The following is a 25,459-nucleotide window of genomic DNA, read 5'->3' on the forward strand; positions in this document are numbered from 1 at the left end:
CGTTCACAAAGGCAGAGGCGGCCATCATGAACAGCTCCCCCCGGTGTTTTCTGTCAACTCCAATGCGAGGCCAGAGGTGGGGAACATCGGGTCCACCACGAAACAGGCGCGTACGATCATCAGGTCGTTGACGTTGCCCTGATTGAAGGTGGTGACCGGGGTGATGGCGTTGGTGCGGTCCACGCAAGGTGTCTGGTGGCTGGGCAAGACATAGGTGTCCTGAGGCACGATCATCAGCTCAAGCACCAGATTATTCGCGCAATCGGGCAGCATGCTGGTGCGGTTGCAGATGTCGTTCTTGACCATGGTGTGGGTCATCGTGCGGCCTGTGCCAAGGCGCAACTCGCGCACTGTCAGGTCAAGGGTGCGCTCTAGCATGGCCTGCCGGATCAAGAGCATGGACCCCTCGAAGGTGGACAGGAAGATCCCGATGAACACCGGGAACAGGATCACGAACTCCACCGAGGCGGAGCCGCGCACGCGGCGGGTGAATGTGGTCAGACGGTGCATCATTGGGTCAGCTTCAACTGGTTGATGGTGCTGGCAATCTCGCGGAACGCCGTGGCAATCTCGATCCCCGAGACGTCGTAGTAGTCCGCCGGGGTCGAGGCACAGTCCCGCATCAGGTTTTGCCCGCGTGTGGGGGCCTCGAACCCGATGGCGAAAATCCGCAGGTTGGTGCCCGTGGTTTTGGCCGCATTGCAGATCGCCCGGGTGTTGGCATCCGCCCGGGTGGAATTGGCGTAGTTCCACCGTGCGTTGGCAATCGCATTGCGGTCGGCCACCGGGGCATCTTTATACAACTTGTCCCTGACGTAGCTGTGGTTGAAGGTCGCCCACAGCTGCGGATAGGACAGCTGAATGGCATTGGGGAACCCGTGCGGCGTGGTGTATTGCGTGCCCGGAACCGGATCATCCACACGGGTGTAGATGTTGGATGAGGGGCTGAAGATCGAATAGTGCACGTCACCCGCCGGATCAGAATAGACCCAGACGTTTGATGGCCCCGATTTGAAGGCATCGGGCGTGTCATATTGCAGATGGTTCTGACCGTCTGTCATCAGAACGACCACCTTAAGGGTCTCATCATCGGAATACAGCGACGGACGCCCGCGAAACGCATCTGCGACGACTGCATCGTCGGCCATCTCGATCAACTGGGGTGCGGTGGACGGGTCCAGCAGCAGGGACGCCCATTTCATACCCAGATCAATCGCCGTGGACCCGTTGGCGCGCAGGCTGTCGATCTGGGTGCGCAGCGCTGTTGCGTTGTTGGACCACGGGACGATTGCGCCATAGTCGCTGCGTGCGCACAGGGGACTGCGGTTGGCAGAGTTGGAAGAGCCGGAGTAGACGTCAATATTCGAAATCCGCGTCAGGACGGTGCCTGCCAGAAGGTTTGTAGACAGGAAATCGGCGTCGTCAAACCGGGCGCAGCTGGAGGATGTGTGTTCGGTGGTCAGATCGAAATAATTGTCCACGACACTGCCAAGGTTCACAGTGCCGTTGTAGGGGATCAGCGATATGCTGACGAGGTTGACGTGGCTGGGCGGCAACATGGTGTCCACGAATTCCTTGGCCGCATCGCGCAGCAGGGCAATCTTTGTGCTGCCCCCGGATCGTCCACCCATGGAGCCGGAGATATCCAGCACCAAGGAGATTTCAACCCGCAGGATCTTTTCCTCGGCCTGAGAGCGCGAGGGCGCATAGAGCCGCTCGATGCCGACCATGTTCAGGAACATGCTGTCGATGCCGATGCGGGTCTCGGCGCTGACCTGGCGAAAATTCAGGGTTTCGGTCACGTCGATATCAAGGCCGATCGTTTCCAGCCCCGCTTTGGAAAAGTAATCGCGGACCACGTCCTCGGGCGTCGCGGTCTGGTTCAGGGAGGCGGCGGCAAGGACGGCCCGGTCCAGGGTGTATTGGGCCTTCACCCGTTTGGCCTCGTAGCGCATGACGTCGAGGGCGGTGCCCACGGCGGCGATCATGAGGATCAGAATGAACAGGCCAAAAATCATCATGGCCCCGGTCTCGTCACGGACGAAACGGGTCAAACGATCCTGAACTGGTGCACCACTGTGCGTCACTGAAACATCCCACGGCTGCGCCCCATGCGCACCCTTTACCAAGGATCGTGATAGCCTCGGCAGGCGTCAGAAGTTGGACAGACAAATGGCGCAAATATGTGCAATTAAGGGTGTTCGAAGCAGTAAAGAACCGACGGACCTTACACTGTTTCTAAGTAGGTGCCCAATTAACTAGAAATTAGGCGTGCCGTTGCGGGTTGCGACCATCATCGCAAGGGCGTCGGCCACGATCTTGGTCTGCGCGCCAGAGGTGACACCTCCGATGCCGACACGCCGCCCGATCCGCCAATACATCCCCGGCGCCCAGGCACGGCCCAACGGACGCTTCATTTTGATCGAAAACCCGTTGGACGGCTTGTTGGAAAACAGCGCCCGGTCCACCTTTTCGATCTCGTCCAGTGGGGCAATCGCCACACCATCTTGATCGAACAGACCATCCTCTCGCAGGATGATGGCCCCCTCGGTGGCATTCCACGCGCGCACAGTGTTGAACAGGGTCAAGGCCCCCAGCCCGATCAGAAACAGCTGCCACCCGAGGCTGGGCGGTTCTGCAAAGGCGATGTAGACCAGCAAAAGCCCCAGCAAAAGCTGCACGCCGACCCCCATGACCCGCCGCACGGCCGAGGGGCGGATGGTATAAATCGGGTCATCGAAATCGGTCGGGGGCGGTGTGAACATCATGACAACCGCGTAGCGCGCCTAGGCGCGGCGCACAACCACTTCGGCCCCTTTGGCCTCTGGCTCTTCGTCGGCCATTTCTGGCGGGAAACCGGGGGCCGTGACGGATAGGCCGGTGGCATCCTCTAGCCGTTTGATGATGTTGGGCGACAATTCGCGCGGCCCGTATCGGTCTATGCCATCGGCAAAAATACGGTTGATCAGCGGAGAGATTTCGAGGGGCACGCCATGATCCTCGGCCAGTGCCTGGAACAGGCCGATGTCCTTGGCCACAAGATCCATGGTAAAGCTGATGTCCCGCGACCCGTTCAATATCACTTGGCTTTCCGTCTCGTGGACAAAGGACGTGCCGGACGAAATCGCAATCGCCTCATAGGCCGTCGCCAGATCAAGGTTCGCCGCCTTGCATGTCACCAGCGCCTCGGCGCAGGCCACGAGATTGGCGGTGGCCAGATAGTTCGTAACGACCTTCAGCTGGCTGGCGGTGCCGATGGGGCCGGTGTGCAGGACGCGGCGGCCAAGGATCGTCAACAGGGGCAGCATCGTCTCAAATGTCGCTCGGTCACAGCCTGCAAAGATCGAGATGTTGCCGGTATCCGCCCGGTGGCAGCCACCGGACACGGGGCAATCCACGGCCCGGCCCCCGGCGGCCTTCACTAATGCGCCAAGCCGGGTGATCTCGTTCGCGTCGGTGGTGGACATTTCGGCCCAGATCTTGGTGTCCGACATGCCCTGCAACACGCCATCGGGGCCTTCAACCGTGGCGGCACTGATGCTGGGATGGGGCAGGCAGGTGATAATCACGTCCGCATCTCGGGTCATTTGCGCGGGCGTTGTGCCCCGTTTTGCGCCCTGGCCCACAAATGTCTGACATTTGGCGTCATCCAGATCGAGGACGGTCAAATCCACCCCATTGCGCAGCAAACTGCCCGCCAGCTTGCCGCCGACATTGCCCAAGCCGATAAAGCCTACCTTCATGATATTCCTCCCGTTTTCGGGACGTTAACCCATTGGAAACTATTTGGCCCGCCCGTTTGCGACCTGTGCGTGCGTGCACGGATAGCGCGCAGCCTTGCGCAGTTGTGCGGATTGGGCCCGCGCCCTATTTTTCGTGCAACACACTCATCAGGAGACTGCCATGTCCATCCGCCCCGTTCTGGAACACCGCACCGCCCAACCCACCATGGAAGGGGCTGGCGTCCACCTGCACCGCGCCTTCGGGTTCAACGACCCGTCGGAACTGGACCCGTTCCTTTTGTTCGATGATTTCCGCAACGACATCCCGGCCCATTTCGAAAAGGGTTTTCCGTGGCACCCGCACCGGGGAATCGAGACGATCACCTATGTCTTGAATGGCACTGTGGATCACGGCGACAGCCTAGGCAACACGGGCACCTTGGGCGCGGGGGACGTGCAGTGGATGACCGCAGGCTCCGGCATCCTGCACCAGGAAATGCCCCACGGAAACGCCGCCGGGCAGATGCACGGGTTCCAGCTTTGGGGTAACCTGCCCAGCAGCCAAAAGATGACCGCGCCCCGCTATCAGGATGTCAAAGGCACTGATATCCCTGAAGTAATCGATGACGACGGCACCCGCGTCAAAGTCATTGTGGGCGAGTTCTGGGGCAAGCGCGGCCCCGTGGACGGCATTGCCGCCGACCCCCAGTACCTTGACATCTACGTGCCTGCAGGCGTGCGCAAGACGTTCAAGATCGACACCTACCGCCGGGCCTTCGCCTATGTGTTCGAGGGGGCGGCGGCCTTTGCGGATGCCTCCAAACCCAGTGGCGTTCTGCTGGAAAAAGAAGTCATGGGCGAAGAGGTCAACATCCGCGACCTATCCGGCGACCGCACTCTGATCCGGTTCGGCACCGGCGACGAAGTGACCGTGCAGGCGGGCGAGGACGGCGTGCGGTTCCTGCTGATCTCCGGCGCGCCGATCGAGGAGCCCGTGGCTTGGCACGGTCCCATCGTCATGAACACCCAAGAGGAGTTGATGCAGGCCATGCGCGAGCTGCGCAACGGTACCTTCATCAAGCCTGCGGGGCACTGAACCGGCGTGCAGGGGCAGGGGGCGTAAAGGCTAACAGGCGGGAATAACTGCGAAAATATACATAGATTCGCCGTCCACCCGCTGTACCTATGAATTGGCGGAAACCTTTTGGGCCGGGGTGCGCCAAGATGGGTCATTTTTGCTTAACGCCCTAAATTTGCCGCAAACCACGTTCATCCTTGCCTGAATGAACAAAGGAGCGAGCACATGACATTCTTGCGCGACGAGACCGGTGCCGTGACCGTGGACTGGGTGGTGCTGACGGCGGCCCTTGTGGGCCTTGGCCTTGCGGTCATGGGCGTTGTGTCCGGCGGGGTCGAGGACCTGTCCGGGGACATTGACGGCCAGTTGAAAAATGACTTCATCATCCGCAGCTCTTTCGGCTGTCAAAGCGGCGAACCGGGCTGCACCTATTTCTTTCCGCCGCAGCCCGAGGAGGATTGTACCGACGCCATTGCCCAAGGCATTCAGGATTGCGGCGTGAACTGGACGCCGTGGTTGGCCGGCAGCTACACGGCCCCCGATGGAACATCGTATTCTGTGAACGCCGATGACGTGATTATTGATCCGGCGACGGGCGATCCGTTGCCGCTTAGCGCGACGGAGTGTCCAGCAGGCGCGACCGACTGCACGGCCGGTGTGTTTGATGCAGCCGGACGCGAAGTGGGTATGGACGGTGTGCCGCTGACCTAGGAAGCGGCCACAGTGTTTAAGCTTTGGTAAACATTAGGTCAGCGGTTCTGCCGCTGATCTGTGCGTTGCTGCACAGAACCCGTTTCTGGGTTTCCCCCCGAAAGTACCCCCGAAACCCACCCCTATTTTATTGTGCACGGCGGCCCGCCACCCATGTGGCGGCCACGGCGCGGTCGTCGCCCATCATGATGGTCGGGAAGACCGCCTCCCAAAGGTCCTCTGCCCGCGCGGTGCGTTGGGCGATGGCGGGGGTCGAGGCCAGATCGAGGATGCACAGGTCCGCATCCGCCCCCGGGGCCAGCCGCCCGATGGTGCCAGACAGGTGCAGGGCGCGGGCCGATCCTTCGGTGGCCAGCCACAGCAGCTGGGCGGGGTGCAGGGCCTGACCGCGCAGTTGGGCGACCTCGTAGGCGGCGGCCATGGTGCGCAACATCGAAAAGCTGGACCCGCCGCCGGTGTCCGTGGCCAGACCCACGGGCAGGGTTTGGGCCAGTGTCATGTCGAACAGGCCCGACCCGATGAAGGTGTTGGAGGTGGGGCAGTGGACCAGCGCGGCTTGGACGTCGCGCAGGCGGTCGCGTTCGCGCGCCGTCAGGTGGATGGCATGGCCGTAAAGGCCCCGTGCGCCCAGCAGGCCGTGCGCCTCGTATGTATCAAGGTAGTCGCGGGCGCCCGGGAACAGCTCTGCCACCCATGCGATTTCGTCGGTTTGCTCGGACAGGTGGGTTTGCATCAGGCAGTCGGGATGTTCGGCCCAAAGCGCGCCCAAGGCGGACAGTTGATCGGGGGTCGAGGTGGGCGAAAAGCGCGGCGTGATGACGTAGGACAGGCGGTCCACCCCGTGCCATGTCTCTAGCAGGGCCTTGCTGTCGTCATAGGCCGATTGGGCGGTGTCCCGCAGGGTGTCCGGCGCGTTGCGGTCCATGCAGGTCTTGCCCGTCAGCACCCGCATCCCACGGGTCTGGGCGGCTTTGAACAATGCCTCAACCGAGGTGGGGTGGATCGTGGCATAGGCGCAGACGGTCGTGGTGCCATGGGCCAGCAGCAGGTCCAGGTAGGTGGCGGCCACTGCATCGGCGTAGGCGCGGTCGTGAAAGCGGCTCTCCTCGGGAAAGGTGTAGGTGTTCAGCCAATCGATCAGCCGCTTGCCCCAGGACGCGATCATGGCGGTCTGGGGGTAGTGGGCGTGGGCATCCACAAAGCCGGGCAGGATCAGGTGATCGCCGTAGTCGGTGATCTGGGCCTCGGGGTGGGCGGCGCGCAGGGTGTCCGCGTCCCCGATCTTTGCGATCACGCCCCCCTCTACCAGCACCGCGCCGCGGGTGGTGTGCCGCGCGGCACCGGGGCCTGCCACAAAGGGGTCGGCGTCAAAGGTCAGGGTCTGGCCAAGGATCAAATCTGTCATCCTGCAACCCTAGCCGCGCAGATTTTCCCCCGCCAGTCCTGTTCTGCGCCGCAGCAGTGCGCTAGGTATAGGGCAACCGAAGGGGGCCGCCATGACCGACGCCGCACGCCAAGACGACATCAACGATGCGCAATTGGACCGCGCCCGCCGCGCCCTGATCGACGCCGCGATCGAGGCCGGGGACGCCGCCGCCTGCACCACCGCCCTCGACCCCCTGCACCCCGCCGACGTGGCCGACCTGTTGGAACAATACAGCAGCGCGGAGCGGGCCAATCTGGTGGCCCTGCTGGGCGGCATCGACGCCGAGGTCCTGTCGGAGCTGGAGGAAGGCACCCGCGAAGAGGTCGTCTCTCTGCTGCCTGACGCCGTGGTGGCCGAGGCCGTGGCCGAGCTGGAAACCGACGACGTCGTGGACTTCATCGAAAACCTCGAGGATGAGGACCAGGCCGAGGCGATCCTCGATGCCCTTGAAGACGCCGACCGGGTGGCCGTGGAACAGGCCCTGTCCTATCCCGAATACTCCGCCGGGCGCCTGATGCAGCGAGAGGTCGTGATGGCCCCCGAACACTGGACCGTGGGCGATGCCATCGACATGCTGCGCAGCGCCCAGGACCTGCCGGACCAGTTCTACCACCTAATCCTGGTGGACCCGCGCTTGCGCCCGGTGGCCTATGTCACCTTGGGCCGCCTGCTGGCCGCCCCCCGGACGGCCGCCCTGATGAACCTGACCGAGGACAGTTTTCGCACCTTTCAGGTCAGCCAGCCCGAGGGCGACGTGGCCTATACCTTCAACCAGTACCACCTGATCAGCGCCCCGGTGATCGACGAAAACGACCGGCTGGTCGGGGTCATCACCATCGACGACGCCATGGCCGTTCTGGACGAAGAGGCCGAGGAGGACATCCTGCGCCTTGCAGGTGTGGACGCCGAGGGGTCCCTTGGCGACCGGGTCGCGGCCACGGTCAAGCGGCGCTTTCCGTGGCTGTTCGTGAACCTTGTCACCTCTGTGCTGGCCAGCCTTGTGATCGCGCAATTCGACATGGTGATCGCGCAGATCGTGGCGCTTGCGGTTCTGATGCCCATCGTCGCCTCCATGGGGGGGAACGCGGGCACGCAGGCGCTGACGGTCGCCGTGCGCGCCCTGGCCACCAAGGACCTGACCGGGGCCAACGTCTGGCGCGTGATCCGGCGCGAGGTGCTGGTGGGCGCGGTCAATGGCCTGGCCTTTGCCGTGATCATGGGGATTGTCGGCGTGGTCTGGTTCGGCATGCCCATGCTGGGCGTGGTGATCGCCGTGGCCATGGTGGTGAACCTGATCGTGGCGGGCTTTGCCGGGGTGGGCATCCCGGTCGTGCTGGAAAAATTCGGCATCGACCCGGCGCTGGCCTCGGGGGCCTTTGTGACCACGGTGACGGATGTGGTGGGCTTCTTTGCATTCCTGGGTCTAGCCGCCCTGTGGCTGCTTTGATCTCACCCTTCCGCGCCCCCGCCTCATTGTTCCACAAATACCCTCGGGGGTCTGGGGGCAGAGCCCCCAGCGGGTCGCCGCAAGGCGAAACCACTCAAAGTCGGGGCATTTCCAGGGTCAGGTCCCGGCTGCCTTTGCGGTAGCGCAGCTGCTTGTTGCCGATGGCCGTCACGCGCCCGCCGTCCACGCGGTCGCCCACACCCACGCGCACGGTTCGCCCGTTGCGCATGCGCACCAGCGCCTTGGGGTTGGACGGTTTGCCAAACACGCCCAGCAAGCTGACCCGGTTCAGGGCCAACACGTTGGTCTGTGTCGCCGCGCGACTGACCGAGGCGCTGGAGGGGATCGTGCGCGTGGTCGGCGCCGTGGCCGAGGCGGCCGCCGCCGTGCGCGTCGGGGCCGGTTCTGCGGCCCGTTCTGCCCGGGCCACAAGCCGCTCGAAGTTGCGGGGCCGGGTGCGCGGCTTGACCGATTGGGCAATCGCCAGAGTACTGGTGTTCTCGTCCTGGGCCTCAGCCTCCGGCGCGGCCTCGTCGGCCTCCTGCGTCTGGGTCGCAGCCAGACTGGCGGCGGCGGCGGCCTGTGCGGCGGCGGCGGCCTGTTCCTGCACGCTTTGCGGACGCTCCGTGGGGCGGATGCGGCGCAGCTCTGCCAGTGTGACGCCGCCCAGCTGGCTGCGCTCAACGGCATCGTCAAAGCCTTCGGGGCGCGGGGTCGGGCGGATCAGGGCCAGCTCTGCCCGCAAGGCCTCGCTGATATCCGCCGGGGCCAGCACGCGGTCCTCGGGGCGGGGGCGGGTCATCACGTCCACCTCTGGCACGCCCGCAAAGACGCGCACGCCATCGGGGGACAGGGCGCCCTCGGGCGTGGGTATCACCAACCCGTTGTCCCCCACCCGGTACTGCGTGCCGGGCGGCGCGGGGTTCGCGACCCGGGCCGGGGTCGCCAAAGCAAGAAGCCCCGCCGCAGGGGGCAGGGCTACGGCGTCGGAGCTGAGGGTGACGGGTTCAAGGGTCGTGATATGCACCCCGTCGATCTGGTCCGGGGTGACCTCCACCGGCGGTTCGGGGGGCACGATCCACGCCCCCGTGGCACTGTATTCGGCCATGGCATCGCCCAGCGTCGGTCCCCGTGGGGCCACTGGGGCGGCCGCGACAGGCATCGGGGCCAGATCCGCCAAATCGTCCAGCGCCTCGTCTTCCGGGTCACCGGCTGCGGGCAACAGGTCAAGGGCGGGGTCCACCACGGCCACTTGCGGGGCCGTGTCCTGGCCCAGCCAGCGGCTGACGGTTTCGGGGGGCAGGACGAACAGCGACCACAGCCCGATCACGATCAGGATCGCCAACAGCACAAGGGTCATCCACAGGCCCAGCTTGGCCCCGCCGCCACCCTCCCGGGCGACACCGGGCAGGGTCAGGGCCGCCGCCTCGTCCGGGGTGGTCGTGGCGGGGGCCTTGGGCTTGCGCTTGGGCAGGCTGATCTTGGGGCGCGGTATGGCGACCTTGGGGACGGTCACCTTGGGCAGCGCCTTGGCCGCAGGGGGGACCGGAGCGGGCGGCGTTTCGACCTTGGGCGCGGCGGCGGCGGGTGGCACCGCCCCGAACCGAGGCGCGATCTTGCCCAAACGCTCTGCCGCGGCGCGACTGACGTCGTCTACGGCGGCGGCATCCTTTTGCCGCGTGGCAAAGCTGGGCGCCGGTGCTTCGGGCACGGGTTCTGGTTTTGGCTCAGGCTTGGGCGCGGGCGCAGGATCTGCGACCTTGGGCGCATGCAGCGGCCCGCGTTGAAAGGTGCCCCGTTCGGGGTCAAAGGTCGCGCCTGCCAGCAGGCCGTCAGCGGCCCCGGACAGGCCGAACTGGACCACGCGGGGGAACAGATCCGTCCCCGGTGTCGCCACAAAGGCCAGCGGGTTGAACCCGTGTTCGGTGGCAAAGCCTTCGGCCTCGGCCAATGTCTCCAACGCCACGGCGGCCACTTGGGTGCCCCCGCCAAAGGCCGCGTAGTCGAACGCCATATCCGCCACGGCGTAGGGCGTGCGCCCCTCAAGGCTGGCGGCGACGGTGTCGTAGTCGGGGGCGGCATCGGGCAGGGTGTAGTACAACAGCTGGCTGTCGGGGATGATCAGCAGGGTCGTGAACCCCTGGCCCACCTGGTCCAGCGCCTTTTCGCGCAACGCGGCCAGCTCGCCGTTCAGGTCGTCTGTGGTCAGGGCAACAGCGCCCAATTCCCCCCACGTGCCATCGCTTTGGCGGGCCAGAAGGCTGATCCCGTCGTGGGTCAGATCAAGGGCAAAACTCGGTTTCATTCCCGAGGTTTGGCATGGGGGCGGGCGCGCCGCAAGCGGGCGTGTGCGATTGCCAGCGTGCAGGCGCCGGTTTGCCGGATTTCTGCTGGTGTCGAAATTGGCGGGCACCCCGCGCCCGCGCTCGCTATGTAGGGGCAAAACCTAGGAGAGTACGATGCAGATGTTCAAAGCCGCCAGCGTGGCGCTGGCCCTGATGACCGCGCCCGTCTGGGCCACGGAGTTGACTGTCACGGGCCGGGGCGAGGTGTCCGGCGCGCCGGATATGGCCGTGATCTCACTGCAGGTCGAGGCGCAGGCAAATTCGGCCCAAGGGGCCACCCGCGCCATGTCCGAGGATGCACGCGCGGTGCTGGCCGACCTTGCCGATCTGGGGCTAGAGGGGCGCGATGTGCAAACCGGCCAGCTATCCCTAAACCCGATCTATGACCATTCGAACCGCGACGCGCCGCCGCGCATCACAGGCTATCGCGCGGGCACGTCCATTGATCTGCGCGTGCGGGATCTGGACGATCTGGGCGTGGTGCTGGACCGGGTGGTGCAGCGCGGGGCGACGGGGTTCCGGGGCCTGCGCTTTGCCCTGTCCGAACCCCGGCCTGCGGAGGATGCGGCACGCCGTGCCGCCTTTGCCGATGCCATGGCCAAGGCAGAGCTGTATGCCGGGGCCGCTGGCCTGCAAATCGTTGATATCGTTTCGATCCGCGAGGGCGGCGGCCATCGCGGCCCACAACCGATGATGGAAATGGCCATGGCTCGCAGCATGGACGCAGTGCCCGTCGCCGCAGGAGAGGTCACGACCGCCATCGACGTGACACTGGTGATCGAGTTGGGCGTCGCCCCCTGAAGCCCTCCTAGGGATCATACCCTTCGACAATCACAAGGTCGCTTTCGGATATGCCCCGGCGCAGTTCCAGAGCGGCCTGATACCCTTCGGAATGATAGCAATCCAGCGCTGCTTGGTAGCTGGGGAATTCGATGACAACGGTGCGCGGCTTGGCCTGCCCCTCGGGCACCTCTTGCTGTCCGCCGCGCACCACGAAGGTGCCGCCAAACTCGGCCAGCGGGGCGGCATTGGCTGCGCGGTAGGTGTCGTAGGCAGCGGCGTCATGCACCACGCCGTGGGCGATCCAGTATCCTTTGGCCATCTGGCCCTCCTGTCACAATGTGTCGAAACACTGTGACAGGCGCGCGGCCTCGGCGTCCAGCCCCCAAGGTGCGTTGATCACAAACATCCCCGATCCCACCATGCCATGCCCGGGCCGGGCCGGGGGAAAGCGCACCTCGTGGGACAAGGCGTCCGGGTGCCCGGCGCGCAAGCTGCGCACCATGCCCGTCTGCCGGTTGTCGGTCAGGATGGGATACCACAGGGCGATCACGCCGACATTCCACGCCCGGGTGATCTGGGCGATGGATTTGGGCAGGGTCTGGTAGTCCGACTTTACCTCCCATGGCGGGTCGATCAGCATCAGCCCTCGGCGCGGTGTGGGTGGGGCAAGGGACAGGGCCAGTGCCAGCCCGTCCTGCTTGTGCACCCGGCGATCCGGGTGGCGGCTGTTGCGGGTCAGGGCGGCGTGTTCAGCGGGGTGAAGCTCTGCCAGATGCATGGTGTCGTCCGGGCGCAGCAGTGCCTCGGCCACCAAGGGTGACCCGGGATAGCTGGCCTGCCCATGCCAGTCCGCGCACCACGCCCGGGCCCGGGTGTAGGGGTGCTCGGTGTCAAACCACTGTGCCACCCGGGCGATGCCTTGGGCCGCCTCGCCGGTCTTGGCCGCCTCGGCCCCGGTCAGGTCATAGAGGCCGCGCCCCGCGTGGGTTTCAATATAGGACAAGGGTTTGTCCTTGGCGCACATCCGGTCAAGAGCGACCGCGAGCAGGGCGTGTTTATGCACATCCGCAAGGTTACCGGCGTGAAAGGCGTGTTGATAGCTTAGCATCGGGGCACCCGGATCGTGCCGCGGGACACAGGCACGGCGCGGCCTGTGATGCGTACGGCCCGTAAGTCCCCGCTTACCACATCCGCCTCGAACCCGATCTGGCTGGGGCGGCCCATCTGGACCCCTTGGTGCAGGGTCAGGGCGGTCGTCCCCTCGGCCAGGGCGTCATTGGCCAGAAGTTGTGCCGCCAATATGGCGCTGGCACTACCTGTAGCGGGATCCTCGGGGATGCCAGCGGTGGGGGAGAACATGCGGGCGGTGAAATCCGGCGCATAGACATAGGCGCTGTCCACCTGACCTGCGGCCATCAGCGCGTCCCATGCGGGCTGCATGGGGCGGGCGGCGGCAAGGGCCTGGGCATCGCGCACGGGCACATAGGCAAAGGCGGGACCACCGGCAAAAACACCGGGCGCGTGGGGGCCGATCTGGTCCGGGGACAGGCCAAGGGCGGGGGCGCACAGGGCCACGTCAATGACGCCGGAATGGGCATGGGGCACCACGGGTGCGGTGAATTGCGCAAGGCCATCCCGGATGCGCACGGGGACCGGCCCGGCCTCTTCTTCCAGAATGATATCAATGTCTTGGCCCGCCGACAGCCACAGGGCACAACCCACGGTGGGGTGGCCTGCAAAGGGGATTTCGGCGGTGGGAAAAAGATCCGCACCCGTGCCCCATGGGCCGGGTCGCGGGGGGCCATGACAAAGATCGTCTCGGACAGGTTGAACTGCCGCGCGAGGGTCTGCATCTGCGCGGTCGTCAGGTCATCGGCCCCGGCCACGATGGCCAGCGGATTGCCCGCAAAGGGGCGGTCGGTGAAGACGTCCCAGACCTCGAACGACAGATGTTTCATGACGCGGCGACCGCGCGGTCGTGGGCCAATGCGCGGTCTTCGGGGGACAATCCGAGGATGGTTTCGATGACCTCGACCAGCTCAACCTCTTGAATTTGCTCGATTCCATCGGCCAGAACCACGGCCCACAGGGCCTCGGCCATTTCCATGCGGTGGGCGTGATCGACGCCTTCGCGGATCAGTTTTGCAAAGGTTTCGCTGTCCCGCACAGCATTTTCCAAACGCTCGCACATGGCGCGCATCTTGGCGGCCTCCAGCGCGGAGAGGCCCGCCACATGGGACAGCACCCGGTCGATTTGTTCAAGCTCTTCAAACAGATAGGCCTTGTCCGCCTTGGCCACGCGGACCAACAGCACGCCCAGGGCCATATGGGCATCGGGTTTGGCCAAGGGGCGCGGGGCGCTGGCGGTCAGCCAAGCGCGCAGTCGGTCAGGTTGATCCATGGAAGCCTCCGAAAATCGTCGAAACAACTGTGCCACAGGGCCCGCGCCAACCCGTGCACGATGTGCAGCAGATCGGCCCGAGGAGCGCCCAAAAGCGCGCCCCATCCGATCACCCTAGACCAGCCGCGAGTTGTCTTTCGCGGCGCGCACGAAATCCGCAAACAGCGGATGGGGGGCGAAGGGTTTGGACTTCAGCTCGGGGTGGAACTGGACGCCGATGAACCACGGGTGGCCTTCGTGTTCCACGATCTCGGGCAGCTTGCCGTCGGGGGACATGCCGGTGAACTTCAGGCCCTGGGTCTCCAACTTTTCGCGGTACTCGATATCCACCTCATAGCGGTGGCGGTGGCGTTCCTCGATCCGGGTGGTGCCGTATACCTCGGCCACTTTCGACCCTTCGGTCAGCGTCGCGTCATAGGCCCCAAGGCGCATGGTGCCGCCCTTGTTGTCGTCCACCTCGCGCTGGACGCGCTGGCTGCCCTGCACCCATTCCTTCAGGTGATAGACCACGGGAGTGAAGCGTTTGCCGCCCGCCTCGTGGTCAAACTCTTCGGAGCCTGCGTCGTCCAGATCCGCCAGATTGCGGGCGGCCTCGATCACGGCCATCTGCATCCCCAGACAGATCCCAAGGTAGGGCACGCCCCGTTCGCGGGCGAATTGCGCGGCCTTGATCTTGCCCTCGGTGCCCCGTTCGCCAAAGCCGCCGGGCACAAGGATCGCGTGGAAGCGTTCCAGATGGGGGGCGGCGTCCTCGCGTTCGAACAGCTCTGCGTCGACCCATTCGATCTTGACCTTGACCCGGTTGGCCATGCCGCCGTGGGTCAGCGCCTCGGCGATGGATTTATAGGCGTCCTCCAGCTGTGTATACTTGCCGACGATGCCCACGCGCACCTCGCCGTCCACGTTCCAGATGCGGTCGTAGACGTCTTCCCAGCGCGACAGGTCGGGTTTGGGCGCGGGGCTGATCTGGAAGGCATCCAGCACCGCCTGATCCAGCCCTTCGCGGTGATAGGCCAGGGGCGCCTCGTAGATGGATTTCAGGTCCGGGGCGGCGATCACACTGTCGGGCCGCACGTTGCAGAACAGCGCCAGCTTTTCGCGTTCCTTGGCGGGGATCGGCCCCTCGCCGCGGCACACCAGAATGTCCGGGGCCAAGCCGATGGAGCGCAATTCCTTGACCGAGTGCTGGGTGGGTTTCGTCTTTAACTCGCCACTGGCCTTGATGAAGGGCAGCAGCGTGAGGTGCATGAAGATGCACTGGCCGCGCGGCTTGTCCTGGGCGAATTGGCGGATCGCCTCGAAGAAGGGCAGCCCCTCGATATCGCCCACGGTACCGCCGATTTCGCACAGCATGAAATCCACCTCGTCCTCGCCGATCGAGATGAAGTCTTTGATTTCATTGGTCACATGGGGGATCACCTGGATCGTCTTGCCCAGATAATCGCCCCGCCGTTCCTTTTCCAGCACGTTGGAATAGACCCGGCCGGAACTGATACTGTCGGTGTTGCGCGCCGCCACGCCGGTGAAGCGTTCGTAGTGGCCCAGGTCCAGGTCGGTTTCCGCCCCGTCGTCGGTCACGAAGACCTCGCCGTGTTCAAAGGGGGACATCGTGCCCGGGTCCACGTTCAGATAGGGGTCCAGTTTGCGCAGCCGGACCGAAAAGCCCCGCGCCTGCAACAAGGACCCAAGGGCGGCCGAGGCCAAACCCTTGCCAAGCGACGACACAACGCCGCCGGTGATGAAGATGAACCGTGCCATGGGGGCTCCCGCAAGTCAGAAAGTGGGCAGAGAATCTGCGATGCTCACGGGATTTAAGGATAGCCGAAAAAGCGAAGGGGGCGCAAGACGCCCCCCACATTCTGCGGGCCCGGTCCCGCAGATGGCTATGTGTGGTGGTCAGTCGGCCCGGGGTGGCAGGGCCGGTGCGTCGCCGGTGGTGGGCGGCAGCAATGTGTCCAGCGACGGCAGTTCCGGCGCGGATGCGTCGCCTGCCGGTGGCAGGAACCCGTCCACCACGGACCCCCCGGCAGAGTTCTGCGCGGACAGGATCGTCAGAAAGATCGAGGTGCACAGGAAGGCAATCGCAAAGGCCCAGGTCAGTTTGGTCAGCGCCGTGGCCGCCTGACGCCCGGTCATGGCCCCGCCACCCGCGCCCCCGCCGCCGAGGCCCATGCCTCCGCCTTCGGATTTTTGCAGCAGCACAATCAGGATCAGGCACATGGCCAAGATCAAGTGGATCACGAGGATGACGTTTTCCATAAAGGGTCCATCTATTCGGTCTTTGGGCGCGACATATGGTATGGCGTGCCGGGCCGCAAGGCCGTGTCAGTCAAAAGTTCCCAAGAACACCCACACCGAGACTAACCAAACGCAGCCGCCCCTGCCAAGTCTTTTCTGACAGGATGTCGCAGGCGCTTGGGGGTGCGGGCAGCGGGCGAAGTGTCCCGGCCCCTGTTTTGCGGTTTTCACGCCCTGCGCGCGCGGCTATAGGTGCGCGGGTTTCGGATTATGCCGTGCGCGGCAAGGAGGACAGAATGGCAAATGTGGTCGTGGTTGGCGCGCAGTGGGGTGACGAGGGCAAGGGCAAGATTGTCGATTGGCTGAGCGAGCGGGCCGATGTGATCTGCCGTTTCCAGGGCGGGCACAATGCGGGCCACACGTTGGTGGTGGGCGAACAGGTCTACAAGCTGCACGCCCTGCCGTCTGGCGTTGTGCGCGGCGGCAAGCTGTCGGTGATTGGAAACGGTGTGGTTCTGGACCCGTGGCATCTGGTCAAAGAGATCGAGACGGTCCGCGCCCAAGGCGTTGAGATCACGCCCGAAACCCTGATGGTGGCCGAGAACACGCCCCTGATCCTGCCGATCCACGGCGAGTTGGACCGCGCCCGCGAGGCCGCCGCAAACCCCAGTGCCAAGATCGGCACCACCGGGCGCGGCATCGGCCCGGCCTACGAGGACAAGGTCGGGCGGCGCGCGATCCGCGTGGCCGATCTGGCCGACGCCGCCACCTTGGAGGCGCGGGTGGACCGGGCGCTGGCTCACCATGACGCCCTGCGGCGCGGGCTGGGGATGGAACCCGTGGACCGCGCCGCCCTGTTGGCGCAACTGGCAGACATCGCGCCGTCTCTCCTTGAATACGCCGCCCCCGTCTGGAAAGTTCTGAACGAGCGGCGCCGCGCTGGGCACCGGATCTTGTTCGAAGGGGCGCAGGGCGCGCTGCTGGACATCGACTTTGGCACCTATCCCTTTGTGACCTCCTCCAACGTGATTGCGGGGCAGGCGGCCACGGGCGTGGGTCTGGGGCCCAACGCCATTGATTTCGTGCTGGGCATCGTCAAGGCCTACACCACCCGCGTGGGCGAGGGGCCGTTTCCGACCGAACTGGAGGACGCCGATGGCCAGCGCCTTGGCGAACGGGGCCACGAATTCGGCACCACCACCGGGCGCAAGCGGCGCTGCGGCTGGTTCGACGCGGTTCTGGTGCGCCAGACCTGCGCCACCAGCGGCGTGTCGGGCATCGCCCTGACCAAGCTGGACGTGCTGGACGGGTTCGAGACCCTGAAACTGTGCACGGGCTACGAATTGGACGGCGCGGTGCTGGACTATCTGCCCACCGCCGCCGACCAACAGGCGCGCTGTGTGCCGATCTACGAAGAGATGCCCGGTTGGTCCGAATCGACCGAGGGCGCGCGGTCCTGGGCCGATCTGCCCGGCAACGCCGTGAAATACGTGCGCCGGATCGAAGAGTTGATCCAATGCCCTGTCGCCCTACTGTCTACCTCGCCCGAGCGTGACGACACCATCCTCGTCACCGACCCTTTCGCAGACTGAGGTACCATGACCGAGAAACCCAAAGGACTGTCCTACAAAGCCCGCCGCCGCTGGTCCCTTGTGATCCTGCTGCTGGGCCTGCCCCTGTATATCGCGGCCTGCCTTTGGGTGATTTCCCTGTTTGAACGCCCGTCGATCTGGGTGGAATTCGCGGTCTACGTCGTGCTGGGCTTTGTCTGGGCGATGCCGTTCAAGGCCGTGTTCAAAGGCGTGGGTCAAGCGGACCCGGACGCCCGGGATTGATCGCGGTCTGATCGCGGCCAATCGGGGCTGCGGACAAAAAAATGGCGGGAGGTTGTGACACCATCCCGCCAGTTTGATTGGAACGAGCTTCCAAAACCTGAAGCGTGACCTTTCATGTGGCGAAGGCCATCGCAATTCTCCCCCAGCCATGGCAGCCGGGAGAATCCTCTCAACCGGCAGCTTGCTGGGCCACCTCTTTCGCAAAACGCGACGCATCCGTCAATGCAAACTCGCCGCGGTTGACCTTTTTGATCGTCCCTTCGCGCAACATTTTGCCGAAACCGCGCAGGCCGTCTTCGCGGGACATGTCCTCCGCGGCGGCGGCGGCAAGGTGCAGGATGCGCGGGCGCGAGAATGTCTCTTCGCCGGCCACGACCTTGGTGTAGGCGGCAGCGGCCTCCAGAATCTCGCCCAACTCCACGGCACCCAGGTCCTGGGCAAATTCCTCGAAGCTTTCGCCGGTCGCGGGGGTGCGGGCCGGTTTCGCGGGGGCTTGCTGGGCCACCTTGTCGATGGTGGCCGCGTCCTGATCCGCGACCTCTTCGATGGCGCGGCGCACACGGCGCGGGCGCACGGCAGGGGCCTCGGGGGCGGGTGCGGCCTCCTTGGGGGCGTCCACGCGCTGTTCGGACACCAGCACCAGCGGCGCAGGCTGCGGGCGTTCCGTGCGCGGCTTGGCCTCTGCGGGGCGGGCGGGGCGGCGTGGTTTGACCACCTCGGCCAGATCTTCGCGGTAGGCCACGGTGTCGTCCGTTTTCTTTGGCACGTCGCCTGCGGCTGTGTCGGCCTTGCGGGCGGCCACGGCGGCCTTGATGTGCGAGATATGGGCGCGGCGCGTGCTGGCGTCGGCGTCCGACATCTTGCCTTCGGTGGCGTCGAACAACCGTTCCAGCGCTTGGCTGTCCTCGGCGGCGGCGGGGGGCAGGTTGTCGCCCCGGCGCGCTGCGTTCTCTTTCTCGATCTCGGCCAGCTCGGCCATCAGTTCGGCTTCGTCCTCGGGGTCGAGGTCGGAGGCCTCGGGGCTGTTGATCTCTTCGGCGAGGCGGGCGATTTCGGCGTCCCGGTCGGCCTTGGCCACCTTGCGCACGACGACGCGGGGGGCCTGTGGATGCTCTGCCTCTACGGGGGCGGCGGTGGGTGCTGCCTCCGGTTCGGGCTGCGCTTCGGGTTCTGCTTTGGGCGCGGGCGCTGGTGCGCGGTCCGATGCCTCGGGCTGCGCGGTCAGGGTGCGGGCGGCCACGGCGGCGGCGGTGGCAGGGGCCGCGACCTTGGCGACAGCGGCCAGCATATCGTCCGTGCCTGCCTCGGCTTGGTCGGCTTTGGCCCCCGTTTCGGGAGTCTCGGTCACGTCAAAGGTCAATTCGGCCTCATCCCCGTCGATCAGGTCATCGTCGATCAGGTTGCTGGCGTGTTCATCCTCATGCTCGATCTGCGCGATTTCGGTGGGCGCTTCGTCGGTCAGGGCGGCTTGTTGAATACGGGCGAGGCGTTCGGCGATCCCATCCTCTGGCCCATCCTGTGGCGCTTCTTCGGCTTCTGTCTGCGCAGCGTCCTCGGCCCCTTCGGCGGCAGCTGGGGCAGGCGCTGCGGCCACGGTTTCGGTCACATCTGCGGCCACGGTATCGGCCACGGCGGCCATGATGTCGGCGTCATCCACAAGCGGCTCGGCGGCGGGGGCCGGTTCTTCGGCACTCTCGTCGATCCGGGCGTCGTCCTGTGGGGCCATATCCTGCATGTCGTCCGGCACCACGTCCTGAGGCGTGTCGGGGATCACCACCTCTGCGGTGGGGCGCAGGGTCAGGGCGTTCTCGTGCAATTCCGCCGAGACGGTGCTTTGGCTCGAACGCTCTGCGATGGATTGCAGCATCTGCGCGTCCGGTTGGGGCGGTTCGGCCCCGAAGTACCGATCATCGGCGGCCAGATCGCGGAAGTATTCGGCGATATCCTTCATGGTCGAGAAGGGGTCGTCGAACCCCTCCAGCGTGCAGGAGAAAGTCCCGTAGGACACCGTCAGAATTTTACTCGCGTTTACCATTTGCCTCACAACTTTCCCCCCGCACCGGGCGGGGATACCTGTATCATGTCTGCAAACCAGTTAACAAAATGATTCCAGTCAAAAGGGGACGGGACTTGGGCAATTTCGCGGTCTTTGTAGACAACCATGACCGGAATTGGGCAGTAGTGCCATGATTGTCGACAGCGCGGAACCAATCACCCTTGTGGGCGGCGGCGAAGCGCCGGTGGAGCTGGTGCGCGCCTGCGCGGAACTGGCCCCGGTGGTGGTGGCCGCCGATGGTGGTGCGGCACATGCGCTGGCCGCAGGTCTGCCCCCGGTGGCCACGATTGGCGATCTGGACAGTCTGGACGCGGGCGTGCGCGCGGCCCTGCCAAAGGGCAGTATTCATGGGGTTTGCGAGCAGGACAGCACGGATTTCGCCAAATGTCTGCGGTCGGTCGCAGCGCCCTTCGTGCTGGCCGTGGGGTTTACGGGGGCGCGGGTGGATCACACGCTGGCGGCGCTGACGACGCTGGTGCAGCACGCGGGCGCACCTTGCGTGATGGTCGGGCCCCGGGATGTGATCGTGCACGCGCCGCCCGTGCTGGATTTGGATTTACCCGTGGGCACCCGGGTGTCCCTGTGGCCCATGGCGGCTGTGCGCGGCACGTCCAGCGGCCTCAATTGGCCCATCGGGGGGATCGCCTTTGCGCCGGACGGGGCGATTGGCACGTCGAATCACACGACACTGCCCGAGGTGCGCCTGACCTTTGACGGGCCGGGGATGTTGATCCTGTTGCCCAGATCGGCCCTGCGCGCCGCGCTTTTGGCGTGCGTGCCCGGGGCGGGCGGTCTATAGTTACGCCAACACCACCTACGAGGACGCCATGACCGCCAATCTGAACCCCATCGACATGGCCAAATATGTCTCGGCGCGGCGCGCGGTGGATTATGTCGAGGATGGGATGAAGGTGGGCTTGGGCACGGGCTCTACGGCGGCGTGGATGGTGCGCTGTCTGGGGGAACGGGTCCGGACCGAGGGGCTGCGGGTCACGGGCGTGGCCACCTCTGCCCGCACGGCGGATCTGGCGCGGCAGGCCGGGGTGCCCATCGTGGATCTGGACGAGGCCAAGTGGCTGGACCTGACCATCGACGGCGCGGACGAGTTTGACGACGACCTGAACCTGATCAAGGGCGGGGGCGGCGCGCTGTTGATGGAAAAGATCGTGGCGACCGCGTCCGACCGGATGGTGGTGATCACGGATCCCACGAAACACGTGGAACGGCTGGGCGCGTTCCCCTTGCCGGTCGAGGTGATCCCCTTTGGCTGGCAGACCACCAAGGCCTTGATCGAGGAAAGCCTGATCAGCCTGGACGTGATGGGCCGCACCACCACCCTGCGCCTGAACCGGGACGCGCCGTTTCGCACGGATCAGGGGAACCTGATCCTGGACCTGCACCTGCGCCGCATCGACAACGCCCGCCACGCCAGCCTTGTGCTGAACCAGATCCCCGGTGTGGTGGACAACGGGCTGTTCATGGACATTTGTGACGTGGTGATCGTGGGGCAGCCGAACGGGTCGGTCATCGTGCGCGATATCAACGAGGGGTCCGTGGTCACCGAACAGGTGGACCTCGACGGCGCGGACAACATCTTTACCGAGGTTGCGGAATAACGCCGCGCGGGCGGCACGGAAGGACAAGACATGGCATTTGATTACGACCTTTTCGTCATTGGGGGCGGGTCCGGGGGCGTGCGCGCGGCGCGCGTGGCCGCAGGGGACACCGGGGCCAAGGTCGCCCTGGCTGAGGAAAGCCGTTATGGCGGGACCTGCGTGATCCGGGGCTGCGTGCCGAAAAAGCTGATGGTCTTTGCATCCTCCTTTGCCAATGTGGCCGAAGAGGCGGGCGCCTACGGCTGGACCGTGACCCAGGGCGGCTTTGACTGGACCGCCTTCAAGGCCAAGCTGGAGGCGGAGCTGGACCGTCTGGAAGGCGTCTACCGCAAGCTGTTGGCGGGCTCGGGGGTCGAGACCTTTGATCAGCGGGCCACGGTCAAGGATGCCCACACCGTCCTGCTGGCCGATGGCACCGAGAAAACCGCCAAACATATCCTAGTGGCCACGGGCGGTCGCCCGGTGCGGCCCAACACGCCGGGGGCAGAGCTTGGGATCGTATCCGACGACATCTTTCACCTGCCCGAAATGCCCAAGTCGATCTTGATCATCGGCGGCGGCTACATCGCCTGTGAATTCGCCTGCATCCTTGCGGGGCTGGGCGTGGAGGTCACGCAATACTACCGCGGCGCGCAGATCCTGCGCGGCTTTGACGACGAGGCGCGCGGACTGGTGGCCGAGGAAATGCGCGCCCAGGGCATCGACCTGCATGTTGGCACCAATATCATCGAAATGGCCCCCGCAGGGGGGAACATATGGTCACTTCCGTGACCGAGGCTCCGGCCCCCGCCGAAATGCCCGAAGGCTACGACGGTCCCGTCTGGGTCAAATCCACCACAGGGCAGGAACGGACCTATGACAAGGTGCTGTTCGCCACGGGCCGCACGCCCAACACCGATGGCATGGGCTTGCAAGACATCGGCGTCGAGGTGGGTCGGCGCGGCGAGATCGTCGTGGACAGCTACAGCCAGACCGCCGTGCCCTCCATCTATGCCATTGGGGACGTGACCAACCGGGTGAACCTGACCCCCGTCGCCATCCGCGAGGGCATGGCCTTTGTCGAGACGGTCTTCAAGGGCAACCCCACGCAAGTGGACCACGATCTGATCCCATCGGCGGTCTTCACCCAGCCCGAGATGGGCACCGTCGGCCTGTCCGAGGAAGCGGCGCGGGAGATCGAGCCCGTGGACATCTACTGCACATCCTTCCGGCCCATGAAGTCCGCCTTCGCCGGATCGTCCTCCCGCGTGCTGATGAAACTGGTGGTCTCGCAGGCCACGGACAAGGTTCTGGGGTGTCACATCGTGGCCCCTGATGCGGGTGAAATGATCCAACTGGCCGGGGTCGCGGTCAAGATGGGGGCGACCAAGGCGGACTTTGACCGCACGGTTGCCGTGCATCCGACCATGTCCGAAGAAATCGTGACCATGAAAACCCCCATGCGCAGCGCCTGAAAAGTGTGCCGCGCACTTGAATAATCTGCCCCAAGGCACAGGTCTAAGGGCAATCGACACAGACGGTAGAAGACGAAGGGATACCCTTAAAATGGCTGGAAACAACGGCGGCCCATGGGGCGGCGGTGGCGGCAACAATGGTGGCCGCAACAATGGTGGCGGCGATGACCGTGGAAATGGCGGACGGCGCCCCGGTGGCAACGACCCCCAGATCCCCGAGATCGACGAACTGGTGAAAAAAGGCCAAGAACAACTGCGCGTCCTGATGGGCGGTCGCGGTGGCGGCACGGGTGGCAATGGTGCGGGCGGTGGCTCTGGCCCTTTGTTCACCAAGGGCACCGTGGGCCTTGGCATCGTGTTGCTGGCGGGTCTTTGGGTCTATTCGTCCCTGTACACGGTCCGGCCCGAAGAACAGTCGGTCGAACTGGTGTTCGGTGACTTTCAGGGGACCATCGGTGAACCCGGTCTGAACTTTGCCCCATGGCCCGTCGTGCGCGCCGAGGTGGTGCAGGTGACGACGGAACGCACCGTGGACATCGGCGTGAACCGGGGCGGCGGCAATGACGCGGGCCTGATGCTGACCGGGGACGAGAACATCATCGACATCGACTTTCAGGTGGTGTGGAACGTGCGCAACCCTGCGGACCTGTTGTTCAACCTGTCCGACCCCGACCAGACGATCCGCGCCGTGGCCGAATCCGCCATGCGGGAAATCGTGGCCCAGTCTGACCTTGCACCGATCCTGAACCGGGACCGGGGCGCGATTGCGGACCGGCTGCGCGAATTGATCCAGTCCACGCTGGACAGCTACGATTCCGGCATGAACGTGTTGCGCGTGAACTTTGACCGCGCCGATCCCCCGCAAGAGGTATTGGACGCCTTCCGTGACGTGCAGGCCGCCGAACAGGAACGCGACCGTCTGCAAAGCCAAGCGGATGCTTATGCCAACCAAGCCCTCGCCGGGGCCCGTGGTGAAGCCGCCCAGCTGATCGAAGAAGCCGAAGGCTACCGCGCCCGCGTGGTGAACGAGGCCGAAGGTGAAGCCAGCCGTTTCACCGCCGTTCTGGGGGAATACCAACTGGCCCCAGAGGTGACGCGCAAACGTCTGTATCTGGAAACCATGGAACAGGTGCTGGGTGACGTGGACAAGATCATCCTTGACGAAAGCGTCAGCGGTGGCGGCGCGGGCGGTGGCACCGGTGTCGTGCCCTTCCTTCCGCTCAATGAGCTATCTCGCACACGGGGGACAAACTGATGAACCGTTCTGCATTTCTGCTGCCCATTGCAGCTGTCGCCATCGCGGGTTTGCTGTCGTCGGTCTATATCGTGGACGAACGGGAGCAGGGTCTTGTTCTGCAATTCGGCCGCGTCGTGGACGTGAAAGAGGACCCGGGCCTGTACTTCAAGATCCCTGTGATCCAAGAGGTCGTGCGCTATGACGACCGCATCCTGTCGCGCGATGTGAACCCGCTGGAAATCACGCCGTCCGATGATCGTCGTCTGGTCGTGGACGCCTTCGCGCGCTACCGCATCGTGGATGTCGAACAGTTCCGCGAGGCGGTCGGTGTCGGTGGTCTGCGCGCCGCCGAGACACGTCTGGACTCGATCCTGCGGTCAGAGTTGCGCGAGGTGCTGGGGACAGTCTCCTCGAACGACATCCTGTCCACGGACCGGGCGGCGCTGATGGAACGGATCGCAGCGGGTGCGCGGGCGCAAGCCTCGTCCCTGGGTCTGGAAATCATCGACGTGCGTCTGAAGCGCACCGACCTGCCGCCGCAAAACCTTGACGCCACCTTCGCCCGGATGCGGGCGGAACGGGAACGCGAAGCGACCGACGAACGGGCACGGGGTGCGGAAGCCGCGCAGCGGATTCGCGCACAGGCCGACCGGACGGTGGTCGAACTGGTGTCGGATGCCCAACGGACCGCCGAGATCACCCGAGGTGAGGCGGACGCCGCACGGAACCGCATTTTTGCGGATGCTTTCAGCGCCGATCCGGAGTTCTTTGAATTCTACCGGTCCCTGACGGCGTACACCCGGGCGCTGCAAGGCTCCAACTCGACGATGGTGATTTCGCCAGACAGCGAATTCTTCGATTTCCTCGAGTCCGATACGGGCCGCTGATGCTGGAAGCGATCTTGCTGGGCGTCGCCATGACGCTTGTGATCGAGGGGCTGGTGCTTGCACTGGCCCCTTCGCGTTTGGAGCAGATGTTGGCGGCCATCACGGACCTGCCTGTGGAGACCCGCCGCGCCCTTGGCCTGTTCTGTGTGGCCCTTGGTGTCATCGCCGTTGCGGGTCTGCAAATCGTGTTTTCGTAAGGGCTTAGGTCAAATCCCTTGCCGCG

At 65.0% G+C, this 25,459-nt stretch carries 22 protein-coding genes and 3 pseudogenes; 12 read left to right on the forward strand and 13 right to left on the reverse strand.

All coding sequences use genetic code 11. The features are described 5' to 3' along the window. Positions 1-24 precede the first annotated feature (24 nt). The 4 genes from ACZ1G0_RS05125 to ACZ1G0_RS05140 form a co-directional block, all read right to left on the reverse strand. Positions 25-513, reverse strand: coding sequence for a TadE/TadG family type IV pilus assembly protein (locus ACZ1G0_RS05125; protein ID WP_472735961.1), 489 nt, complete (start codon positions 511-513; stop codon positions 25-27). Beyond that, positions 510-2,054, reverse strand: a complete 1,545-nt coding sequence (locus tag ACZ1G0_RS05130; RefSeq protein ID WP_472735962.1) for a TadE/TadG family type IV pilus assembly protein — start codon at positions 2,052-2,054, stop codon at positions 510-512. Before ACZ1G0_RS05130 ends, ACZ1G0_RS05125 begins: the two co-directional genes overlap by 4 nt. Before the next feature lie 204 nt (positions 2,055-2,258). Next, positions 2,259-2,765, reverse strand: coding sequence for a hypothetical protein (locus ACZ1G0_RS05135; RefSeq protein ID WP_472735963.1), 507 nt, complete (start codon positions 2,763-2,765; stop codon positions 2,259-2,261). A 21-nt stretch (positions 2,766-2,786) separates the two neighbouring features. Then, positions 2,787-3,743 (reverse strand): NAD(P)-dependent oxidoreductase, encoded by a 957-nt coding sequence (locus ACZ1G0_RS05140; protein ID WP_472735964.1) that lies wholly within the window; start codon positions 3,741-3,743, stop codon positions 2,787-2,789. Positions 3,744-3,903: 160 nt separating this feature from the next. Here ACZ1G0_RS05140 and ACZ1G0_RS05145 point away from each other — a divergent pair, with 160 nt between their 5' ends. After that, positions 3,904-4,818: a pirin family protein gene (locus ACZ1G0_RS05145; protein ID WP_472735965.1), complete on the forward strand. Its 915-nt coding sequence runs from the start codon at positions 3,904-3,906 to the stop codon at positions 4,816-4,818. A gap of 207 nt (positions 4,819-5,025) precedes the next feature. After that, positions 5,026-5,169 (forward strand): annotated as a pseudogene (locus ACZ1G0_RS05150) (pilus assembly protein); the annotation flags it as partial. Between the two features lie 469 nt (positions 5,170-5,638). Here ACZ1G0_RS05150 and guaD read toward each other — a convergent pair. After that, positions 5,639-6,916: a guanine deaminase gene (guaD, locus tag ACZ1G0_RS05155; protein ID WP_472735966.1), complete on the reverse strand. Its 1,278-nt coding sequence runs from the start codon at positions 6,914-6,916 to the stop codon at positions 5,639-5,641. A gap of 91 nt (positions 6,917-7,007) precedes the next feature. On the opposite strand from guaD, the gene mgtE reads away from it, so the two are divergent. Beyond that, positions 7,008-8,384: a magnesium transporter gene (mgtE, locus tag ACZ1G0_RS05160; protein ID WP_472735967.1), complete on the forward strand. Its 1,377-nt coding sequence runs from the start codon at positions 7,008-7,010 to the stop codon at positions 8,382-8,384. A gap of 94 nt (positions 8,385-8,478) precedes the next feature. Here the strand turns inward: mgtE and ACZ1G0_RS05165 are convergent, their stop codons facing one another. Then, positions 8,479-10,689 (reverse strand): hypothetical protein, encoded by a 2,211-nt coding sequence (locus tag ACZ1G0_RS05165; protein WP_472735968.1) that lies wholly within the window; start codon positions 10,687-10,689, stop codon positions 8,479-8,481. Between the two features lie 154 nt (positions 10,690-10,843). On the opposite strand from ACZ1G0_RS05165, the gene ACZ1G0_RS05170 reads away from it, so the two are divergent. Then, positions 10,844-11,530, forward strand: a complete 687-nt coding sequence (locus ACZ1G0_RS05170; protein WP_472735969.1) for an SIMPL domain-containing protein — start codon at positions 10,844-10,846, stop codon at positions 11,528-11,530. Positions 11,531-11,537: 7 nt separating this feature from the next. On the opposite strand, the gene ACZ1G0_RS05175 is transcribed toward ACZ1G0_RS05170, so the two are convergent. The 6 genes and pseudogenes from ACZ1G0_RS05175 to secG all read right to left on the reverse strand — a co-directional run bounded on the left by ACZ1G0_RS05175 (position 11,538) and on the right by secG (position 16,172). Next, positions 11,538-11,831 carry a DUF1330 domain-containing protein gene (locus ACZ1G0_RS05175; RefSeq protein WP_472735970.1) on the reverse strand — a complete coding sequence of 98 codons (294 nt, stop codon included), beginning with the start codon at positions 11,829-11,831 and terminating at the stop codon, positions 11,538-11,540. A 12-nt stretch (positions 11,832-11,843) separates the two neighbouring features. After that, on the reverse strand, positions 11,844-12,620 hold the full coding sequence (locus ACZ1G0_RS05180) for a 23S rRNA (adenine(2030)-N(6))-methyltransferase RlmJ (protein WP_472735971.1): 777 nt from the start codon (positions 12,618-12,620) through the stop codon (positions 11,844-11,846). Next, a pseudogene (locus ACZ1G0_RS05185) lies at positions 12,614-13,470 on the reverse strand (PhzF family phenazine biosynthesis protein). The gene ACZ1G0_RS05180 and the pseudogene ACZ1G0_RS05185 overlap by 7 nt, the downstream one beginning before the upstream one ends. Continuing rightward, on the reverse strand, positions 13,467-13,913 hold the full coding sequence (locus ACZ1G0_RS05190) for a tellurite resistance TerB family protein (protein ID WP_472735972.1): 447 nt from the start codon (positions 13,911-13,913) through the stop codon (positions 13,467-13,469). The pseudogene ACZ1G0_RS05185 and the gene ACZ1G0_RS05190 overlap by 4 nt, the downstream one beginning before the upstream one ends. A 114-nt stretch (positions 13,914-14,027) precedes the next feature. Continuing rightward, positions 14,028-15,671 carry a CTP synthase gene (locus ACZ1G0_RS05195; protein WP_472735973.1) on the reverse strand — a complete coding sequence of 548 codons (1,644 nt, stop codon included), beginning with the start codon at positions 15,669-15,671 and terminating at the stop codon, positions 14,028-14,030. A gap of 138 nt (positions 15,672-15,809) precedes the next feature. Next, on the reverse strand, positions 15,810-16,172 hold the full coding sequence (gene secG / locus ACZ1G0_RS05200) for a preprotein translocase subunit SecG (RefSeq protein WP_472735974.1): 363 nt from the start codon (positions 16,170-16,172) through the stop codon (positions 15,810-15,812). A 275-nt stretch (positions 16,173-16,447) separates the two neighbouring features. On the opposite strand from secG, the gene ACZ1G0_RS05205 reads away from it, so the two are divergent. Both ACZ1G0_RS05205 and ACZ1G0_RS05210 read left to right on the forward strand, forming a co-directional pair. Beyond that, positions 16,448-17,743, forward strand: a complete 1,296-nt coding sequence (locus ACZ1G0_RS05205) for an adenylosuccinate synthase (protein WP_472735975.1) — start codon at positions 16,448-16,450, stop codon at positions 17,741-17,743. 6 nt (positions 17,744-17,749) lie between these two features. Then, positions 17,750-17,986 (forward strand): DUF2842 domain-containing protein, encoded by a 237-nt coding sequence (locus ACZ1G0_RS05210; protein WP_472735976.1) that lies wholly within the window; start codon positions 17,750-17,752, stop codon positions 17,984-17,986. Positions 17,987-18,155: 169 nt separating this feature from the next. On the opposite strand, the gene ACZ1G0_RS05215 is transcribed toward ACZ1G0_RS05210, so the two are convergent. Then, complete coding sequence (locus ACZ1G0_RS05215) at positions 18,156-20,021, reverse strand: hypothetical protein (RefSeq protein WP_472735977.1); 1,866 nt, start codon at positions 20,019-20,021, stop codon at positions 18,156-18,158. A 151-nt stretch (positions 20,022-20,172) separates the two neighbouring features. Here ACZ1G0_RS05215 and ACZ1G0_RS05220 point away from each other — a divergent pair, with 151 nt between their 5' ends. From ACZ1G0_RS05220 to ACZ1G0_RS05245, 6 genes and pseudogenes are all read left to right on the forward strand, one after another. Further along, the gene (locus ACZ1G0_RS05220; RefSeq protein ID WP_472735978.1) at positions 20,173-20,841 is read left to right on the forward strand and encodes a thiamine diphosphokinase; all 669 of its coding nucleotides are present in this window, start codon (positions 20,173-20,175) and stop codon (positions 20,839-20,841) included. Positions 20,842-20,869: 28 nt separating this feature from the next. Continuing rightward, on the forward strand, positions 20,870-21,658 hold the full coding sequence (rpiA, locus tag ACZ1G0_RS05225) for a ribose-5-phosphate isomerase RpiA (protein WP_472735979.1): 789 nt from the start codon (positions 20,870-20,872) through the stop codon (positions 21,656-21,658). 30 nt (positions 21,659-21,688) lie between these two features. After that, positions 21,689-23,112: pseudogene (gene gorA, locus ACZ1G0_RS05230) on the forward strand (glutathione-disulfide reductase). Between the two features lie 91 nt (positions 23,113-23,203). Further along, positions 23,204-24,367 (forward strand): FtsH protease activity modulator HflK, encoded by a 1,164-nt coding sequence (gene hflK, locus ACZ1G0_RS05235; protein WP_472735980.1) that lies wholly within the window; start codon positions 23,204-23,206, stop codon positions 24,365-24,367. Next, the gene (gene hflC / locus ACZ1G0_RS05240) at positions 24,367-25,236 is read left to right on the forward strand and encodes a protease modulator HflC (protein ID WP_472735981.1); all 870 of its coding nucleotides are present in this window, start codon (positions 24,367-24,369) and stop codon (positions 25,234-25,236) included. Before hflK ends, hflC begins: the two co-directional genes overlap by 1 nt. Then, positions 25,236-25,433 carry a DUF2065 domain-containing protein gene (locus tag ACZ1G0_RS05245; protein ID WP_472735982.1) on the forward strand — a complete coding sequence of 66 codons (198 nt, stop codon included), beginning with the start codon at positions 25,236-25,238 and terminating at the stop codon, positions 25,431-25,433. The genes hflC and ACZ1G0_RS05245 overlap by 1 nt, the downstream gene beginning before the upstream one ends. Positions 25,434-25,459: the final 26 nt, after the last annotated feature.

The organism is Thalassobacter sp. HA4-2, assembly GCF_055693705.1.

Bases quoted from the DNA above. Each gene is read 5' to 3' on its own strand.
- ACZ1G0_RS05175 (WP_472735970.1), bottom strand. From the start codon at position 11,831: ATGGCCAAAGGATACTGGATCGCCCACGGCGTGGTGCATGACGCCGCT.
- ACZ1G0_RS05215 (WP_472735977.1), bottom strand. From the start codon at position 20,021: ATGGTAAACGCGAGTAAAATTCTGACGGTGTCCTACGGGACTTTCTCC.
- rpiA (WP_472735979.1), top strand. From the start codon at position 20,870: ATGACCGCCAATCTGAACCCCATCGACATGGCCAAATATGTCTCGGCG.
- secG (WP_472735974.1), bottom strand. From the start codon at position 16,172: ATGGAAAACGTCATCCTCGTGATCCACTTGATCTTGGCCATGTGCCTG.
- ACZ1G0_RS05205 (WP_472735975.1), top strand. From the start codon at position 16,448: ATGGCAAATGTGGTCGTGGTTGGCGCGCAGTGGGGTGACGAGGGCAAG.
- guaD (WP_472735966.1), bottom strand. From the start codon at position 6,916: ATGACAGATTTGATCCTTGGCCAGACCCTGACCTTTGACGCCGACCCC.
- ACZ1G0_RS05180 (WP_472735971.1), bottom strand. From the start codon at position 12,620: ATGCTAAGCTATCAACACGCCTTTCACGCCGGTAACCTTGCGGATGTG.
- ACZ1G0_RS05195 (WP_472735973.1), bottom strand. From the start codon at position 15,671: ATGGCACGGTTCATCTTCATCACCGGCGGCGTTGTGTCGTCGCTTGGC.
- mgtE (WP_472735967.1), top strand. From the start codon at position 7,008: ATGACCGACGCCGCACGCCAAGACGACATCAACGATGCGCAATTGGAC.
- ACZ1G0_RS05165 (WP_472735968.1), bottom strand. From the start codon at position 10,689: ATGAAACCGAGTTTTGCCCTTGATCTGACCCACGACGGGATCAGCCTT.
- ACZ1G0_RS05245 (WP_472735982.1), top strand. From the start codon at position 25,236: ATGCTGGAAGCGATCTTGCTGGGCGTCGCCATGACGCTTGTGATCGAG.
- ACZ1G0_RS05210 (WP_472735976.1), top strand. From the start codon at position 17,750: ATGACCGAGAAACCCAAAGGACTGTCCTACAAAGCCCGCCGCCGCTGG.
- hflK (WP_472735980.1), top strand. From the start codon at position 23,204: ATGGCTGGAAACAACGGCGGCCCATGGGGCGGCGGTGGCGGCAACAAT.
- ACZ1G0_RS05220 (WP_472735978.1), top strand. From the start codon at position 20,173: ATGATTGTCGACAGCGCGGAACCAATCACCCTTGTGGGCGGCGGCGAA.
- ACZ1G0_RS05145 (WP_472735965.1), top strand. From the start codon at position 3,904: ATGTCCATCCGCCCCGTTCTGGAACACCGCACCGCCCAACCCACCATG.
- ACZ1G0_RS05190 (WP_472735972.1), bottom strand. From the start codon at position 13,913: ATGGATCAACCTGACCGACTGCGCGCTTGGCTGACCGCCAGCGCCCCG.
- ACZ1G0_RS05170 (WP_472735969.1), top strand. From the start codon at position 10,844: ATGCAGATGTTCAAAGCCGCCAGCGTGGCGCTGGCCCTGATGACCGCG.
- ACZ1G0_RS05125 (WP_472735961.1), bottom strand. From the start codon at position 513: ATGATGCACCGTCTGACCACATTCACCCGCCGCGTGCGCGGCTCCGCC.
- ACZ1G0_RS05140 (WP_472735964.1), bottom strand. From the start codon at position 3,743: ATGAAGGTAGGCTTTATCGGCTTGGGCAATGTCGGCGGCAAGCTGGCG.
- ACZ1G0_RS05135 (WP_472735963.1), bottom strand. From the start codon at position 2,765: ATGTTCACACCGCCCCCGACCGATTTCGATGACCCGATTTATACCATC.
- hflC (WP_472735981.1), top strand. From the start codon at position 24,367: ATGAACCGTTCTGCATTTCTGCTGCCCATTGCAGCTGTCGCCATCGCG.